Below are 15,180 nucleotides of genomic sequence, written 5' to 3'. Positions count from 1 at the left end.
ATACCGATCCTCATTGATCAGAACCCATGAGCCCAGGCGCGCAGTCCGATGGAGATGATGCGCCAGGGTTGGTCGATGAGGGTGTTCCAGGCGTGGCAGCAGTGGTCGAGGATGTCGGCGTAGGATTTGAAGACGCGGTTGCCGAGCCAGTTGTCGCGCATGAACTGCCAGAGGTTCTCCACGGGGTTGAGTTCGGGGGAGCGAGCCGGCAGGGGCAATAGGGTGATGTTGGCGGGCACGACGAGTTTCTTGGTTGTGTGCCAGCCCGCCTGATCGAGCAGCAGGACGGCGTGCGCACCGGGGGCGACGACCTGGGCGATCTCTTCGAGATGCAAGGCCATCGCCTCGGTGGTGCAGCGGGGCCTGACGAGGCCGGCCCCTTTGCCAAGGACGGGGCAGATCGCACCGAAGATGTAGGCGGAGGCGGTGCGCTGGTGCTTCGGCGCCGCAGGTCGCCTGCCGCGCTTGGCCCAGCGGCGGGGGATCGTGTTCTTCTGGCCGACCCGAGCCTCGTCGGCGAACCAGATCTCTATCGGCTTGCCGCCGACGGCCTGCGCGATCTCCGCCATGCGGGCGGGGAAGCTTTTTTAAAAGCGGGGATGGCGTCCGGATCCTGGGCGTGGTGGCGCGGGCGGGCGGAGAGCTTGGCGTAGCCCATGGCTCGCAGGACCCGGCTCAGCGTCTGCTCGGACACCGACACGCCGTGATCCTCGAACAGGATCTGGGCGAGATCGACCAGCCGCCAGCGCACCACCCCGTGGGCGGCCGGCATCGGCCCCTGCTCGATCAACGCGCGCAGCGCCTCCCGCTGCTCGACGTTCAAGCGCGGGCGGGCCCCAGGCGCCTTGCCGCCGATCAGCCCGTCCGGACCGTGCGCGTTGAACGCCACGACCCAGTCCCGCACCGTCTGAAGCCCGACCCCGCCGAGAGCGGCAGCGGTCGAGCGCGAGCCGCCCGCATAGATCGCCGACAAAGCCAGAAGGCGCCGTGTTTGGGCGGGATCACGCGCGCACCTGGCCAAGGTGCGCAGACCGTCAGCGTCAAAGTCTGACCGCAGCGGTACCGGAGCAGCCATGACATCCTCCTCGGGCTCCACCACGAGGACCTGAGCCTGGTCGCCGGCGGCAACATCCTGATCACCGCCCAGGCGGTGACCAATAACAGCCTCACGGGCTCCAGGAACCACTGGATCGCCACCGACAGCACGGTCAACCACGCGGCGCTGGTCGCGGCCGGCGGCGACCTCACCATGGTCGCGGGCGGCTCGCTCTCGGTCCTGGGCTCGACCGTCACGGCCGGCGGCGACGCGCTGCTCGCCGCGCGCGGGCCGATCACCATCGCCTCGGTGCTCGACACCGTCTCGACCACGACCTTCTCGCGCAAGGACGGGCTGTTCTCCAGCTCGCGCACCTTCACCAACCAGTCCAGCCAGACCAACGTCGCCTCCGTGGTCGCGGCCGGCGGCGACCTGACGGTGGTCTCGGGCAGCGACCTCGCCGTCAAGGCGAGCCACCTCGTGGCCGGGGGCGACCTCGGCCTGCGCGCCGCCGGCTCGGTCTCGATCCTCGCTGGCGAGGACGTGCACCGGAGCATGTTCTCGAAGCGGAGTTCGGGCTTCGGCCTGTTCGGCGGCGACGGCAATCTCGACATCTATCATTCGAAGCGCACCACTGCGGCCACGACCAGCGTCGACAATGCCCCCTCGACCCTGGTCGCCGGCGGCAACGCCAGCGTCGTCGCGGGGCAGGACGTCAAACTCGTCGGCTCGGCCGTCATGGCCGGCAAGCAGGCGACGCTCGTGGCCGGACGCGATCTGATCATCGAACCCGGTCAGGATCGGACATCGGCGGGCTATTCTCGCACCGTGTCCGGCGTCGGCATCGGCGCTCAGGCCTCGAACGGCTCGGCCTCGATCTCGGCCGGCGCCCACAGCAAGGGCACGTTCACGGCCCAGGACACGACCACGCCCGTGGCCTCCCTGGTGGCGGGCGGGACCGGGGTCGCGCTACGTGCCGACCGCGACGTGACGATCACGGCGGCCGACCTCGTCTCCGGCGGCAACCTGTCGATCAAGGCCGGGCGCGACCTGTCCCTGCTGTCGCAGGCCCAGGTCGAGCACACGCTGACGGCCCGCAGGCAGAGCTTCGCCGGGCTCAAGCTGGAAGTCAGCCAGAACGTCACCGGCGCGATCGACACCCTGAAGAGCGCCGGGCACACGTTCAACTCAGGGTATGGCGGTGACACCTACCGGGCGATCGGGGCGATCTCCGGGGCGCTGAAGACCGTGGACGCCGTCTACGAGCTGACCCATCCCTCGGTCTCGGCCAGCCTGACCGCGGGCGCGTCCAGCTCGCGCAGCCGGAGCGAGCGTTATGAGGAGACGGCGCGGCCGACCACGATCCGGGCGGGGGGGGATGTCAGCCTCGGCGCCGGGCGCGACCTGCACCTGCAGGGCACCCAGGTCGATGCCGGCGGCTGGCTCGCCCTGGACGCCAAGCGCGACGTGCTGATCGAGAGCGCGCGCTCGCGCTCGGCCGCGTCGCAATCCTCGTCCTAGTGGCAGGCCGGGGTCGGGATCGGGGCGAATGTCGGGCTCTCGGGGCCGAGCGTCGGGCCCAAGGTGGAAGGTTCGGCGTCACAGTCGCGCTCGCAGGAGCAGGGCGAGACCAACACCAACGCGCACCTGAACGCCGGCAAGGGGATCAGCATCAGCTCGGGCCGGGACACCACGATCGCGGGCGCGCGCCTGAGCGCGCCGGAGATCGATCTGAAGGTCGGGCGCGACCTCACGGTCGCTTCGCGCCAGGACACCAGCCAGGGCCGGAGCCGGTCGTCGAGCCTGGGCGGCAGCGCCACTCTGGGCATCTCCGGCCCGAGTTCGGGCTCGCTCTCGGTGGGACAGGGCCGTGGCTCGTCGGACCGGGCCTGGGTCGGCGAGCAGACCGGGATCGTGGCCGGGGACCGGCTGAGCGTGACGGTGGACGGCCACACCTGGATCCACGGGGCGGTGCTCGATTCCGGCACGGGCAACCTCAGCCTCGACACCGGCTCGCTCACGGTCACCGACGTGCACAATCACGACCGGGGCCGGTCGTTCCAGGCGACGGTCGGGGTGAGCGGCAGCCGCAATCCGGACGGCAGCACGCCGGCGACCGGCCCGGACGGAAAGCCGGTCGGCGGCACGGTGTCCGGCTCGTTCGCCTCGCACGACAAGCAGGGGCTGAGCCGCGGCACGATCGGGGCGGGCACGATCACGGTGCGCGACCCGTCCCACCAGAGCCAGGACCTGGCCGCGATCAACCGCGATCCGAAGCAGGCGGAGGTGATCACCCGGGACCGGAAGGCGGGGGTCGAGTACTACGGATCGAGCTCGTCGCTCAAGAAGATCGGCAGCGGGTTCGCCGGCACCCGCCAGGGGCTGGACCAGCTTGGGAAGGCGGCGCGTGACGGGTTCACAAATCTGCCCGCCCGGGTGCAGGCAACAGTCATGGACGTGGCCGGCAAGCTCGATCTGACAGGCCAGACGCTGAAGGGCGCCGTCAACGCGTTGGTTAACGCGCTAGTGGCCAAAGGCGAGCTGAGACGCACCGGCCAGGTGCTCGCATGCTACTCGATGAAGGCGAACGTCACTTGGGCGTCTCCGCGAAGAGGCCGATCGCTTTTTCAGGACGTCGCGCTCCATGCGCGTCCGGTTGAACTCACGCCGCAGACAGGCGATCTCGGCGGCTTGGTCGGAGGGGGAAGCTACCGGGCTCTCAGGTGCAGTTCCCGGTGACCCGGCTGTCCGCGGTGGTAGGGAGCCTCGCGTCAGTGCCGAGCGCCACCGCCGCAGCATCGAGGGTTGGATCTCGAGTTCGGCCGCGATCTGCATATGCGCCCCGCCGCTGCCTTTCAGCAGGGCCACCGCCTAGCGTTTGAATGCCGGCGTGAACGCGCGTCTCGTCTTGGCCATCAAACACCTCCCCGCCCGCAAGGAGCGTATCAGAGGTGTCCGTGAGGCAGAGGAGAATCAATCTCGAGGTCCGTCGTCGATGGCCACACCTGTTCCGCGGTACGACGGCCCAGGTCGTTGGCGCTGCCATTTGCACCACACGGTTCCTTCCGAACGCCCGGCGCACGCCGAGTTGAAGGAACGATGGCTTCTTCATCTTGAGCGAATCGGTTGTGCCGGGGCGTTCGGCCGCGCGAGGCCGACATTCCTTCGATAGACGGATACCGCACCGATCTGCGGGGACAAATCGGGGGCAAATCTTAATTTAGTGTTTCCGAAAGGCGAGCACTCGCAACGACTTAGAAAGTGTCGTATGATGCTGGCGGAGACGGAGGGATTCGAACCCTCGATACCCCTTTCGGGGTATGCTCATTTAGCAAACGAGTGCCTTCAGCCGCTCGGCCACGTCTCCGGCGCTCTGGCTCTAGAAGGTCGGATCGGGCGGGTCAACCCGATCCAGGCCGGTCGGTGCGCGGCGGCGGCGTTCGTAGTGCTTGGCGATGCGCAGATGCCGCGACATGGCGTAGTTCATGGCCGTCAGGAAGCCGTAGGTTCCGCGCAGGACGTGGCGCCGGCCGAGATAGGCCTTGAGGAAATTGCCCGGCAGCTCGACGAACACCCGCCAAGTCGGAATCACCACGCCCCGGGCTTCGAGGTCGTCGGCCTGCTGGTCCGAGTAGCGGTTGAGCTTATCCAGTTGGTCGCCCAACGAGCGCACCGAGAAATGGTGGATCACCCCCCGGAGGCGGCCGGGCTTCACCCCGGGCTCCAGGGCGACGCGATCGTGGACCGGGGAGGGGGCATAGCGCCCCCGGTCCTTGCGGTAGAGCCGCACCGGCGTGAGCCGATAGGCCCAGGGCTGGGGGCGGCCCTCGCCGGGGAAGACCTCGGCGATGCCGATCCGCCAGGCTGGGCGGCGCGGCTCGCCGGCGGCGAACAGGGTTCGGATCTCGGCGGCGAGATCGGCGGGGACGACTTCGTCGGCGTCGAGGTTCAGGAGCCAGACATGCCGGCACTGCTCCTCGGAAAAACGCTTCTGCGGGCCGTAGCCCGGCCAGGGATTGTGGATCACCCGGGCGCCGAGCGAAGCCGCCAGCGCCTGGGTGCCGTCCGTGGAGCCCGAATCGACCACCACGAGGTCGTCAGTCAGGTCGCGCACCGCCCGGATCGTCGCGCCGATCCGGTCCGCCTCGTTGCGGGCGATGATGAAGATCGACAGCGGCAGCGGCGCCGGATCGGTCGCCCCGAAGCCCATCGGCGTTTCGGTCACGCCAGCCAGTCCGGCACCCGGTCGAGGGCGACGAGTTCCTCGACGCGCACCCTCGGGCGCACCACGGCCGCGCGGTCGCCGCGCACCAGCACCTCGGGCACGAGGGCGCGAGTGTTGTAGGTGCCGGCCTGGACCGCCCCGTAGGCGCCCGCGCTCATCACGGCGATCAGGTCGCCGGCCTTCACCGCGGGCATCTCGCGGTTGAGGGCGAGGTAGTCGCCGGTCTCGCAGACCGGGCCGACCACGTCGGCGGTGATGCGGGGCGTGTCCGGCTCCGGCTCGGCGACCGGGCGCAGGCCGTGATAGGCCTCGTACAGGGTCGGGCGGATCAGGTCGTTCATCGCCGCATCGACGATCACGAAGGTGCGCCCCTCGGAATGCTTCACGTACAGCACCCGGGTCACCAGGATCCCGGCATTGCCGGAAATCATCCGGCCGATCTCGAAGACCGGGTGCAGGCCGAGCGGCGCGAAATGCGGCCGCAGGGTCGCGGCTAGGGCGGCGGGGTCGGGCGGCGGGGCGTTGTCGTCGCGGTACGGGATGCCGAGGCCGCCGCCGAAATCGATGTGGCGCAGGGGATGGCCGGCCGCCAGGAGCTGCCGGGCGAGGTCGGCGAGCAGCTTCGCCGCGCTGGCGAAGGGCGCCAGGTCGGTGATCTGGCTGCCGATATGCATGTCGACGCCGTGGACCGCGATCCCCGGCAGGGTCGCGGCGGTGGCGTAGACCGCGGGCGCCCGGGTGATCGGGATGCCGAACTTGTTCTCGTACTTGCCGGTGGAGATCTTGGCGTGGGTGCCGGCATCCACGTCCGGGTTGACCCGCACCGAGATGGGGGCCTTCAGGCCGAGGGCGACCGCCGTCTCGGAGAGCTGGGCCAGTTCCGGCTCGCTCTCGACGTTGAAGCAGAAAATGCCGGCCTGGAGCGCGGCCACCATCTCGTCCCGGGTCTTGCCGACCCCGGAGAACACGATCTTGGCCGGATCGACCCCGGCCGCCAGCGCCCGGTGCAGCTCGCCCCCCGAAACGATGTCCATGCCGGCGCCCTGGGCCGCGAGGGTCCGCAGCACGGCCTGATTCGAGTTCGCCTTCATGGCGAAGCAGACCAGCGCGTCGTCACCCGCGAAGGCCTCGGCGAACACGCGGTAATGCCGCTCCAGGGTGGCGGTGCTGTAGCAGTAGAACGGCGTGCCGACTTCCGCGGCGAGGCCCGTCAGGTCGACGTCCTCGGCCTGCAGGCGACCGTCGCGATAGTGGAAATGGTGCATCTCGGCCGTATCTCTCCTGCATGCCGGAGCGCGAGGTGTTTCCCGTGAAACATCCCGGCCGCCTGTCGGCGGAGCGCCCAGCGACGCGGGCGGACACGGCGCAGGCGCGGAGCAGGGCTCCGGCAGAAGCCGTCTACAGCAGCGGATCGAGAATGAAAGGCTCCTTGGGGATCCGATAGCCGCGCTTCGCGCCACGGCTGGTCTCGATCGGCGCCCCGGTGCCGCCCGGCGGAACCGCCGCGACGGAGAGCTCGTCCCCGGCCCGCACCCCCTCGGCCGTCGGCTCTTCCGTGCCGCCGCCGAGGCCGACCGAAACCGGCAGGGTCCGCCGGCCGTTGGCCGTGTCGGATCCCGCCTGCGCGGCCGGGGCGGGGGCCGCGGTCTGCGGCGGCTCGAGGGAGCCTCGTCGTCCGCAGGCGCAGACCGCGAGGGCGACGAGGCCGGACACGGCGAGGAGCTTCAGGGCGGGAGACGACAACATCGCGCGCGGGTCCGACAGGCTCGGCGCCGGCGCTCGAGGGCCGGCGGGAGCGCTACCTTAGCCGTTGCCGGGCGTCGGCGCGAGCGCGCCGCCGCTACACGCGGCCCGGCTCTGCTCAGCCGCGTTGGTCCTTGGTGCCCTGCGCGCCCTGCTTGCCCTTGGCGGGGGCGTCCTGTTGCTGCTGGGCCTCGTAGGCGTCGATCGCCCGGCGGCAATTCTCGCTGAGCTTCTTCCAGTTCTTCTGGAAGCAGGCGTCGGTGGCCGGATCGTCGGGGGCCAAGTTGCCGCAATAGGTCAGATAATCGCCGGTGCAGTATTTCTTCAGGGTCTCGTTGCCGCGCTTGGACTGCTGCGCCGCGGCCGGCAGCGTCAGGGTGACGGCCGCCGCGACGGCGAGAAGGATTGGCTTCAGGCGCATGGGGATACGTACCATCTCTCGGAGTCAGGAATGTCGGGATCAATCCGGGTTGCGATGATGCCTTTGCATGGTCGAAACAAGGCAACTCGCGAACGTTTCTCGGCGGCGATCGGCCCGCGCGGCCCGGTCAGACGCGCTCGGGCTGCGGGGCCGGGAACGCGGCCCTGGGCATCCGGTCCTGACCGGTCAGGGCATCGGCGACCTCGGTGATCCGCCGGCGTAGATCGGCGTATTCCGCCTCGGTGCCGCCCTGGCGATCCGCCAGATTCTGGGCCAGGGCCTCCTCGGCCACCTTCAGGCTGGCGCGCAATGCGTCGCGCTCGGCTGCCAGGGCAGCCTGATCTTCACCCTGCGGCTGATCGGCCCCTCGGCCCTGCCGAACCGCCAGGAGACTGTCGAGCAGGTCCGCATGCGCCTCTTCGAGGGCGCGCAGGGTGGCGAAGCTCGCGGTGCCGTCCTCGCGGGCGCTGGCCAGTTCGGTCTCGAGTTCCCGTGACTTGGCCTGCGCCTGCGCGATCTCGGCGTCCCGGGCGGCCACGTCCCGGGCGAGGGCGGCCGCCCGCATCGCACCGGCGCCGATCGCCGCGAGGTCTTCGTGACGCTTGGCCTGCACGGTCTCGACCCGGCGCTCCAGGCGCCGCTGCTGCACGGCGAATTGCGCGCGCAGAAAATCCCGCTCCGCGGCGATCTCGGCCGGCGACAGCGGCAGCCTTGCCTCGGCGCGTCGTCGCGCCAGGCGCGCCGCGCGCGCATTGAGCGCCGGGAGCAGCAGCAGGCCGCACAGGCTCGCCGCCAGAAAACCCAGCGCGAAGATCATCACGGTTTCGATCACGAGGGAGCAGCCCGCGCATGCGGCCGGAAGACCCGGCCCGGTCTCAGTCTAACCCAGGTCGGTCGCCGGGGCGAAATCAAGCTCCGCTCGTCAATCAGAACGGGTTCCAGGTCGCCTCCCGGGTGAACTTGAGATAGCCGACATTGATCCCCAGCCGGGCGCCGACGCCGCTGCGGATCGGCACCACGATGATGCGGTCGTTCACCACAGCGGTCATGCCGAAGCCGCCGACCAGATAGGCCGACCCGTCGACGCCGCCGAAGCGCCGGAACAGGTCGCGCACGTTCGGCAGGTTGTAGACCAGCATCATGGTGCGCGCCCCGTCGCCGCCGACGTCGAAGCCCACGGACGGGCCCTGCCAGTAGACGTGCTTCTGACCGGCATTGCGGGTGTAGAGCGTGCCCTCGCCGTAGCGGACGCCGGCCACCACCGCGCCTCCGCCCTCCTGACCGAGAATGTAGCCGTTCGGCTCGCCCCAGCGCCGCCCCGCCTCCTCGACGGTGAGCGCGAGGCCGCGGGAGACCGAGCCGAAGAAGCGATGGCCCGATTCGACGATCTCGCCGGGGCGGAAGGTCTCGGGCGTGTCCTGGTCCTCGCCGCGGGCGAGCGCCGCGCCGATCCCGGCGAGACCCGCCAGCGGCGTGCCCAGCGCCAGGCCGAGGCCCGCCCGGAGCAGGTGGCGGCGATGGGTGCCGCGCTCGTCTCGTGCCGTCATCGTTGCCTCCTCGCCCGGTTCGACTCCACATCGCCCTTTTTCCGAAAGCCGGTGGCCACCTTTCGGGACGATGCTCTAACGGTTCCGCGGTGGATCCTTGCCGCCACGCCCACGGGCCGGTCTCGGCCGCCGCGACCAGGATCATCCCGCGATCTGGGACGGCGCGGACCGCTCCGTCGGACCAGCTTCTGAGGAAAACCGCAAGATGTGGTTAACGCGCCCTGACGCCGCCCCCGCTCCGGGCTCGATGCGCGCGCCGGATCGCGCGCCCTTACCGTGCGCTGTTCCACTATCGTTTCCGAACGCGGGCGGCAGCCGGACACACGCAGCTCTCCCTCCCCCCTCTGCGGGAGAGGGTGGCCCGCGAAGCGGGTCGGGAGAGGGGAGCGCCGCTTCCGGAGAGGCTGCGCCGGGCGACACATCCGCCGACGTCGCGCTGCCCCTCTCCCGACCCCTGCTGACGCAGGGGCCACCCTCCCCCGCAGAGGGGGCAGGGAGGGCGCGTGTCATCGTCGGACCGGGCGTCCGGTCGGGCCGAGGAGGATCAGAGGCCCAACGGGTCGATCAGCTAAACCCCGCACCGGGGGCAACTGATCTTCTCAAATGCGCCGGTCGCATCAAGAGCCTATGCGTGCGCCCGATCGCGACGCGATCGGGAACCGCGAACGCTCTGTTGCTCGCCGCACTCCTGATCACGGCCGGCGTGCCGGCGGTGGCCGAGCCGGCAGCGGCGGCGATCGAGTTGCTAGCCCTCGAGGGCTTCGACCCGGTCAGCTACTTCCTGAAGGACGGGCCGCTGGCCGGCGCTGCGCGGTTCGAGCTGTCCTGGGGCGGTAAGGTCTGGCGCTTCGCCAGCGGCGCCGACCGGGCCGCCTTCCGCGACAATCCGGAGGTCTACGCCCCGCGGCTCGGCGGCTTCGACGCCGCCGGGATCCTCGACGGGCGCCTGGTCGATGCCGATCCCCTGGTCTTCGCGGTGATCGGCGAGCGCGTGTACCTGTTCCGGGACCCGGAGCGGCGCGCCCGGTTCCTGGCCGAGCCCGACCTTGTCCGCCAGGCGGAAGCCGCCTGGCCCGGCCTGCAGGGCCAGCTGGACATGCCGATCAGGGATGCGCCGCGGTGAGCGGCTTCTCCGGTGCCCGGCTTTTTCCACCGGGGGCGGGGAGGGCGAGGCCGGCGGTCAGGTCCGGATCGCCCAGGGCCGCGAACGGCCCGTTGCGGTAGCCCGACCGGTAGCGTCCGTACAGGATAGGACCGCCGCCCGGGACCACCACGCAGCCGCCGGCCGCCGTCAGGATGTGGTCGCCGGCGGCCGTGTCCCATTCCATGGTCGGGCCACAGCGGATGTAGACATCCGCCTCGCCGGCGGCGATCAGCCCGAACTTGAGCGCGGATCCGGATTGGCGGGTCTCCGACACGGGTAGGGCGGAGAGGCAAGTGGCGGTCTCGGAATCGCCGTGGCGCCGGCTCCCCAGGGCCACGAGGCCGCTGCGCGGCGCCGGACGGGTCCGCACCGGCCGGCCCGCGCCCGGGCGCCCCTCGATCACCGGGGCCTCGACGCTGGCCTGCCCCGCCCACCAGACCCGGCCAAGGCCGGGGGCGACGAGGGCGGCGGCCACCGGCCGCTCGCCCGCCACCAGGGCGATGTTGACCGAATAGTCTGGCGTCCCGGCCAGGAAGTCGCGAGTGCCGTCTAGGGGATCGACCAGGAAGAAGCTTTGGGCCGGCCGCGCCGCGAGGTCGTCGGCTTGCGCGCTTTCCTCGGCGATGATCGCGATCCCGGGAAAGCGGTCGGCGAGGGCGGCGACGATCAGGGCCTCGGCCTCGACATCGGCGTCGCTCGACGGCGAGCCGTCCGGCTTCAGGGCGTGCGGGCAGGGTCCGCGATGATAGCGCCGCAGCACCTCACCGGCGGCGCAGGCGATCTCGGCGAGCGCCGCGGCAATCCGCTCGCGCTCAGGCCCCGAAAACATCGCCGCGCCGATCATTGTTGCCTCCCGTACCCGCCTGAATGCCCGAGCGGGTTGAGATTGTCGACGGTTTCGACCGGGAAACGGTTCCGTTGCGTGGTCTTGACCGTGGGAAGACCGCCCGAGAGAACGAGTTCCGATGCACCTGATGCCGAGCAATCCCGGCATGGCGGAACACCCGCTAGGGACGCTGCGCCCCGACCACCGTCCGCTTGATCCGCGCCAGCAGGGCGCAGGTCCGGCGCCGGTGGCGATGCAGCTCGGCCGCGAGGCTGCGGGCATCGGGCAGACCCACGGCCTTGGCGATTTGCCGGGCGGCGCTGTCCGATGGGACGGCGCCTGGATCGGTCGTGACCAGCCGCTGCCACTGGTAGACCGCGTCGAGGAAGCTGTAGGTCTCGGCGAGGGGTTCGGCCATGGCGGTGTCCAGCAGGCCGTGCGCGCCGGCCCGGCGCAGGACCGCCTCGCCGGAGAGGTCGATGCCGTCGTGCCAGGCTTGGGGGTGGCTCAGCACGATGGACTGGGCCAGGAAATCGAGGTCGAACAGCCCGCCGGGGGCGAGCTTCAAGTCGTAAGGCCCGACATGACCGCGCGCGTCCGCGACGAACCTGCGCATGTCCCCGGCCGCGGCGCAGACCTGGGCTGGATCGCGCGGCTGCGCGATCGTCTCGGCGATCACCGCCATGATTGCCGCCCCGAGTTCGGGATCGCCCGCCACCACCCGGGCTCGGGTCAGGGCCATGTGCTCCCAGGGCTCGGCCGCCTCGCTCTGATACGTGACGAAGCCGTTGAACTGCACGGCGGGCGGGCTGTGGCTGCCGTAGGGCCGCAGGCGCAGGTCGACCGCGTAGAGCCGGCCGCGCCGCGTCGCGGTGGTGAGCGCCGCGTAGAGGCGCTGCGCCAGACGGTTATAGGCCACGACCGCGTCGAGCGGGCGCGGGCCGTCGCTCATCCGGTTCTCCGGATCGAAATCGTACAGGAACACCAGGTCGAGGTCGGAGACGGCGCTGAGCTGCCGGGATCCGAGCCGGCCGAGCGCCAGGACGCAGCACCGCCCCTTGGGCACGACGCCGTGGTCCCGGGCGAAGCGCCGCTCCTCCGCTTCGAGGTTCAGCGCGACCGTCGCCTCGGCGATGGCCGAATAGGCCTCCCCGGCCTGGCGCGGCGCGATCAGGCCGGACAGGAGCCGCGCCCCGGTGACGAAGGCCATCTGGCGCGTGGCGTCCCGGCACCGGTCCCAAAACTCCTCGTGGCTCGCCGGCTGCCCGACCAGCGCTCGGTATTGTTCCAGCACCTGCTCGGGGGCCGGCACCGGCGCCACGAAATCCGGGTCGAGCACGGTGTCGAGGACGTGGGGGCTAAGGCTGACCGTGTCGGCGAGATGGGGCGAGGTCCCCAGGATGTCGGCGAACAGGAGGCGCAAGCGCGCGTGCGAGCGCAGGATGGCGAGCAGCTCCGCCACCGCGGGCATCCGGGCGAAGGCCCGGTCGAGGGTGAGGAGCGCCGCGTCCGGATCGTTGGTGCCGCCGAGCGCCCGCAGCAGGCTCGGAAGAAGCTCGGCCAGGATCTCCCGCGGCCGGCCCGCCTGGAGCGCCGGACGGCGGCCGACATGCCAGCCTTGCACAATCTCCCAGGCCAGCCGGGAATCGCGGAACCCGAACGCCGACAGCGTCTCCAGGGTTGAGGGGGCGGGTTCGCTCTCGCCGAAGACGAGGGCGTCCTCCGGTGCGCCGTCCCCCGGCCGCGCCTCGAACAGCAGGGCGTAATGGGCCTGGACCCGGCCGGCCTGGTGGAGCAGCGCCGCCTCGAAATCCGCCCGGGTGGCGAACCCCGCGAAGCGCGCCAGGGCGTCGAGCGCCGCGTCGCCGGTGGGCAGGCGCTGGGTCTGCTCGTCGCGGATCATCTGGATCCGGTGCTCGAGGGTGCGCAGGAACCCGTAGGCCTCCGTGAGCTCGTCGCGGGCTTGCGCGTCGATCCAGCCCTCCTCGACGAGGCGCCCGAGCATCTCGACGGTCCGGCGCCCCCGCAGGGCGGGCTTGCGGCCGCCGAACACGAGCTGCTGGGTCTGGACGAAGAACTCGATCTCCCGGATGCCGCCGCGGCCGATCTTGATGTCGTGGCCGGCCACCGTGATCGTGTCGTGCCCGCGGACCAGGTGGATCTGGCGCTTCATGGCGTGGATCTCGGCGATGGCGGCGAAGTCGAAGTGTCGGCGCCAGATGAACGGCGCGAGATCGGCCAGGAACGCTTCGCCGGCCGGGAGGTCGCCGGCGATCGGCCGGGCCTTGATGAAGGCAGCGCGCTCCCAGTTCTGGCCCAGCGTCTGGTAGTAGTCGAAGGCGAAGCCGGTGGAGAGCGCCACCGCGGTGGAGCCTGGGTCCGGCCGCAGCCGGTAGTCGATCCGGTGGACGTAGCCGTCCGGGGTACGCTCGGACAGGAGCTTCACCAGGCCCTGCGCGAGCTTGACGAAGAACGCCTTGGGGTCCCCGCCGGTGGCCGCTGCGGCCAGCTCGGCGTCGTAGAAGACGACCAGGTCGATGTCGCTCGAATAGTTCAGCTCGGTGCCGCCATGCTTGCCGAGCGCCAGAATCACGAGCCCGGAGCCGGCCTGGGGCGCCTCCGGGTCCTGCGGGCGGAACCGGCCGGCCGCCATCCCCTGCCGGAGCAGCGCGTCGGTGGCCGCGCTCACCGACGCGTCGGCGAAATCGGACAGGGCCCGGACGACCGCGTCGAGATCCCAGCAGCCGCCGAGATCGGCGAGCGCCGCCAGCAGGGCATGCTCTTCGCGGTTCCGGCGAAGCCGGCGGGCGACTTCCGCCAGGTCGGGATTGTCGCCGCAGGCGCCGCCGACGGCGCGCTGTCGGGCGATGATCGCGCGGCTCGCGGCCTCGGGCGGCTGCCCCATCAGGGCGACGAGGCGCTCCGGCGACCGGGTGACAGCCTGCCAGAGGAACGGCGAATGGTCGGCCAGCCCGAGCAGCAGGGCGCGGCAGGCCGGGGTGAGGAAGCCCCCCGGGAAGGCCGGCTCGATCTCGGCGAGGCGCGCGCGCGCGGTCTCCGGGTCGGCGAGGTGCAGGCCGGGGCGCAGGCGCGCCAGCAGGGTGGGTTCAGGCGACATGGAAGCCCCGGTTCGGCTGGCGGTCTCGCGTGGCACGCCGATTCCTCCTGGCTCGCGCCGACCCCGATCGCGTCGGCGCCGGGGCGGCTCGCGGTCGTCGCCGGGACGCAGGTTCGTTGGCCGGCACCGTACCCGATCCGGACGCGGCCGGCACCGGCGCCCTCCGAACCGCCCGGTAACGCTTTTCAAAGCCGACCGTGGCGTTTATCCGTGCGGACCGGTCCATCGCCCCCGGCTCGGCCGGCGGGCCGCGCGGGATGTTTCGCAGGGACTCGACCGCTTGATCGGGCGGCCAAGGATCGGCGGCTCCGAAGCGACGAGCCGGCCCGCAGAGTGTTCGCCCCCCCAGATCCGCCCGCCCGGAGCGCGCCATGTCCTCCCCGAACGCCCCCAGCCTGACCCTCGACGGCCTCGACCTCGCCGCCCTGCTCTGCTCCCGCGTCTGTCACGACGTGATCAGCCCCGTCGGCGCGATCGTGAACGGATTGGAGGTCCTGGAGGACGACGATGACGAATCGATGCGGACCTTCGCCCTCGAACTGATCGGCAAGAGCGCCCGCCAGGCCTCGGCCCGGCTGAAATTCGCCCGGATCGCTTTCGGGGCGGCGGGTTCGGCCGGCGCCTCGATCGACCTCGCCGACGCCGAGGGCGTCGCCAAGGGCATGTTCAGCGACGAGAAGACCAAGCTCGCCTGGAGCGCCCCGCAGGCCCTGTTCCCCAAGAACAAGGTCAAGCTGCTCCTCAATCTCGTGATGATCGCCACCTCTGCGATCCCGCGGGGCGGGCTGATCGACGTCGTCGTCTCCGGCGACGGCGAGGCGCCGACCCTCGTGCTCACGGCCAAGGGCTCGCATGCCCGCATCCCGCCCCATGTCGAGGAACTGATGGCGGGCAGCCCCGAGAGCGGCACCGTCGACGCCCACGGCATCCTGCCGTTCTATGCCGGCCTCGTGGCCCGGGCCGCCGCCATGGATGTGCGATTCGCCATCGCGGGTGATGAAGTGACGATCACGGCCTCGCCGACAGTGATCGCGGCTCCCGCAGAGGGCGATGACGAAGCTTCCGACACTGCTCTGGCCTAAAAAACCGGAAAACCTCGGGGTGGGGAGGGGATCGAAAC

General features: G+C 71.0%; 11 protein-coding genes, 1 tRNA gene and 2 pseudogenes. 3 read left to right on the top strand and 11 right to left on the bottom strand.

The annotated features are described in order from the left end of the window. Positions 1-17: 17 nt before the first annotated feature. Positions 18-1,075 (bottom strand): IS630 family transposase gene (locus MKL11_RS25525; RefSeq protein WP_243948386.1). Its coding sequence is split into 2 segments (ribosomal slippage): positions 18-583 and positions 583-1,075, totalling 1,059 coding nucleotides; the frame shifts between segments, so codons are not numbered across the junction. 75 nt (positions 1,076-1,150) lie between these two features. Here MKL11_RS25525 and MKL11_RS25520 point away from each other — a divergent pair. Further along, a pseudogene (locus MKL11_RS25520) lies at positions 1,151-2,821 on the top strand (hemagglutinin repeat-containing protein); the annotation flags it as partial. Positions 2,822-3,609: 788 nt separating this feature from the next. Here MKL11_RS25520 and MKL11_RS25515 read toward each other — a convergent pair. The 8 genes and pseudogenes from MKL11_RS25515 to MKL11_RS25480 form a co-directional block, all read right to left on the bottom strand. Further along, a pseudogene (locus MKL11_RS25515) lies at positions 3,610-3,904 on the bottom strand (IS3 family transposase); the annotation flags it as partial. Between the two features lie 407 nt (positions 3,905-4,311). Continuing rightward, a tRNA-Ser gene (locus MKL11_RS25510) sits at positions 4,312-4,403 on the bottom strand. A gap of 12 nt (positions 4,404-4,415) precedes the next feature. Further along, positions 4,416-5,246: a glycosyltransferase family 2 protein gene (locus MKL11_RS25505; protein ID WP_243948390.1), complete on the bottom strand. Its 831-nt coding sequence runs from the start codon at positions 5,244-5,246 to the stop codon at positions 4,416-4,418. 11 nt (positions 5,247-5,257) lie between these two features. Continuing rightward, positions 5,258-6,526, bottom strand: coding sequence for a diaminopimelate decarboxylase (lysA, locus tag MKL11_RS25500; RefSeq protein WP_243948384.1), 1,269 nt, complete (start codon positions 6,524-6,526; stop codon positions 5,258-5,260). Between the two features lie 133 nt (positions 6,527-6,659). Continuing rightward, positions 6,660-7,007 carry a hypothetical protein gene (locus tag MKL11_RS25495; RefSeq protein ID WP_243948382.1) on the bottom strand — a complete coding sequence of 116 codons (348 nt, stop codon included), beginning with the start codon at positions 7,005-7,007 and terminating at the stop codon, positions 6,660-6,662. A gap of 115 nt (positions 7,008-7,122) precedes the next feature. Continuing rightward, positions 7,123-7,425, bottom strand: coding sequence for a 3',5'-cyclic-nucleotide phosphodiesterase (locus tag MKL11_RS25490; RefSeq protein ID WP_243948388.1), 303 nt, complete (start codon positions 7,423-7,425; stop codon positions 7,123-7,125). 127 nt (positions 7,426-7,552) lie between these two features. After that, positions 7,553-8,242 (bottom strand): hypothetical protein, encoded by a 690-nt coding sequence (locus MKL11_RS25485; protein WP_243948380.1) that lies wholly within the window; start codon positions 8,240-8,242, stop codon positions 7,553-7,555. 109 nt (positions 8,243-8,351) lie between these two features. Beyond that, positions 8,352-8,972, bottom strand: coding sequence for a DUF1134 domain-containing protein (locus MKL11_RS25480; RefSeq protein WP_243948377.1), 621 nt, complete (start codon positions 8,970-8,972; stop codon positions 8,352-8,354). A gap of 673 nt (positions 8,973-9,645) precedes the next feature. Here MKL11_RS25480 and MKL11_RS25475 point away from each other — a divergent pair. Further along, entirely contained in the window at positions 9,646-10,095 is a 450-nt protein-coding gene (locus tag MKL11_RS25475) for a YHS domain-containing (seleno)protein (protein ID WP_243948375.1), read from the top strand. On the opposite strand, the gene MKL11_RS25470 is transcribed toward MKL11_RS25475, so the two are convergent. Further along, a complete protein-coding gene (locus MKL11_RS25470) occupies positions 10,076-10,960 on the bottom strand; it encodes a 3'(2'),5'-bisphosphate nucleotidase CysQ (protein ID WP_243948374.1) in 885 nt (294 codons plus the stop codon). The two genes, MKL11_RS25475 and MKL11_RS25470, sit on opposite strands and share 20 nt — an antisense overlap. A 163-nt stretch (positions 10,961-11,123) precedes the next feature. Then, complete coding sequence (locus MKL11_RS25465; protein ID WP_243948373.1) at positions 11,124-14,060, bottom strand: bifunctional [glutamine synthetase] adenylyltransferase/[glutamine synthetase]-adenylyl-L-tyrosine phosphorylase; 2,937 nt, start codon at positions 14,058-14,060, stop codon at positions 11,124-11,126. 371 nt (positions 14,061-14,431) lie between these two features. Here MKL11_RS25465 and chpT point away from each other — a divergent pair, with 371 nt between their 5' ends. Continuing rightward, positions 14,432-15,142: a histidine phosphotransferase ChpT gene (chpT, locus tag MKL11_RS25460; protein WP_243948372.1), complete on the top strand. Its 711-nt coding sequence runs from the start codon at positions 14,432-14,434 to the stop codon at positions 15,140-15,142. Positions 15,143-15,180: the final 38 nt, after the last annotated feature.

Source organism: Methylobacterium sp. J-077, assembly GCF_022829365.1.
GTDB lineage: Bacteria > Pseudomonadota > Alphaproteobacteria > Rhizobiales > Beijerinckiaceae > Methylobacterium.
The sequence above is the reverse complement of the archived record's forward strand: the minus strand, read 5'-3'. Positions and strand labels throughout refer to the sequence as shown.

Excerpts from the sequence above, each read along its gene's own strand:
- MKL11_RS25505 (WP_243948390.1), bottom strand. The coding sequence starts at position 5,246 with ATGGGCTTCGGGGCGACCGATCCGGCGCCGCTGCCGCTGTCGATCTTC.
- lysA (WP_243948384.1), bottom strand. The coding sequence starts at position 6,526 with ATGCACCATTTCCACTATCGCGACGGTCGCCTGCAGGCCGAGGACGTC.
- MKL11_RS25495 (WP_243948382.1), bottom strand. The coding sequence starts at position 7,007 with ATGTTGTCGTCTCCCGCCCTGAAGCTCCTCGCCGTGTCCGGCCTCGTC.
- MKL11_RS25490 (WP_243948388.1), bottom strand. The coding sequence starts at position 7,425 with ATGCGCCTGAAGCCAATCCTTCTCGCCGTCGCGGCGGCCGTCACCCTG.
- MKL11_RS25485 (WP_243948380.1), bottom strand. The coding sequence starts at position 8,242 with ATGATCTTCGCGCTGGGTTTTCTGGCGGCGAGCCTGTGCGGCCTGCTG.
- MKL11_RS25480 (WP_243948377.1), bottom strand. The coding sequence starts at position 8,972 with ATGACGGCACGAGACGAGCGCGGCACCCATCGCCGCCACCTGCTCCGG.
- MKL11_RS25470 (WP_243948374.1), bottom strand. The coding sequence starts at position 10,960 with ATGATCGGCGCGGCGATGTTTTCGGGGCCTGAGCGCGAGCGGATTGCC.
- MKL11_RS25465 (WP_243948373.1), bottom strand. The coding sequence starts at position 14,060 with ATGTCGCCTGAACCCACCCTGCTGGCGCGCCTGCGCCCCGGCCTGCAC.
- chpT (WP_243948372.1), top strand. The coding sequence starts at position 14,432 with ATGTCCTCCCCGAACGCCCCCAGCCTGACCCTCGACGGCCTCGACCTC.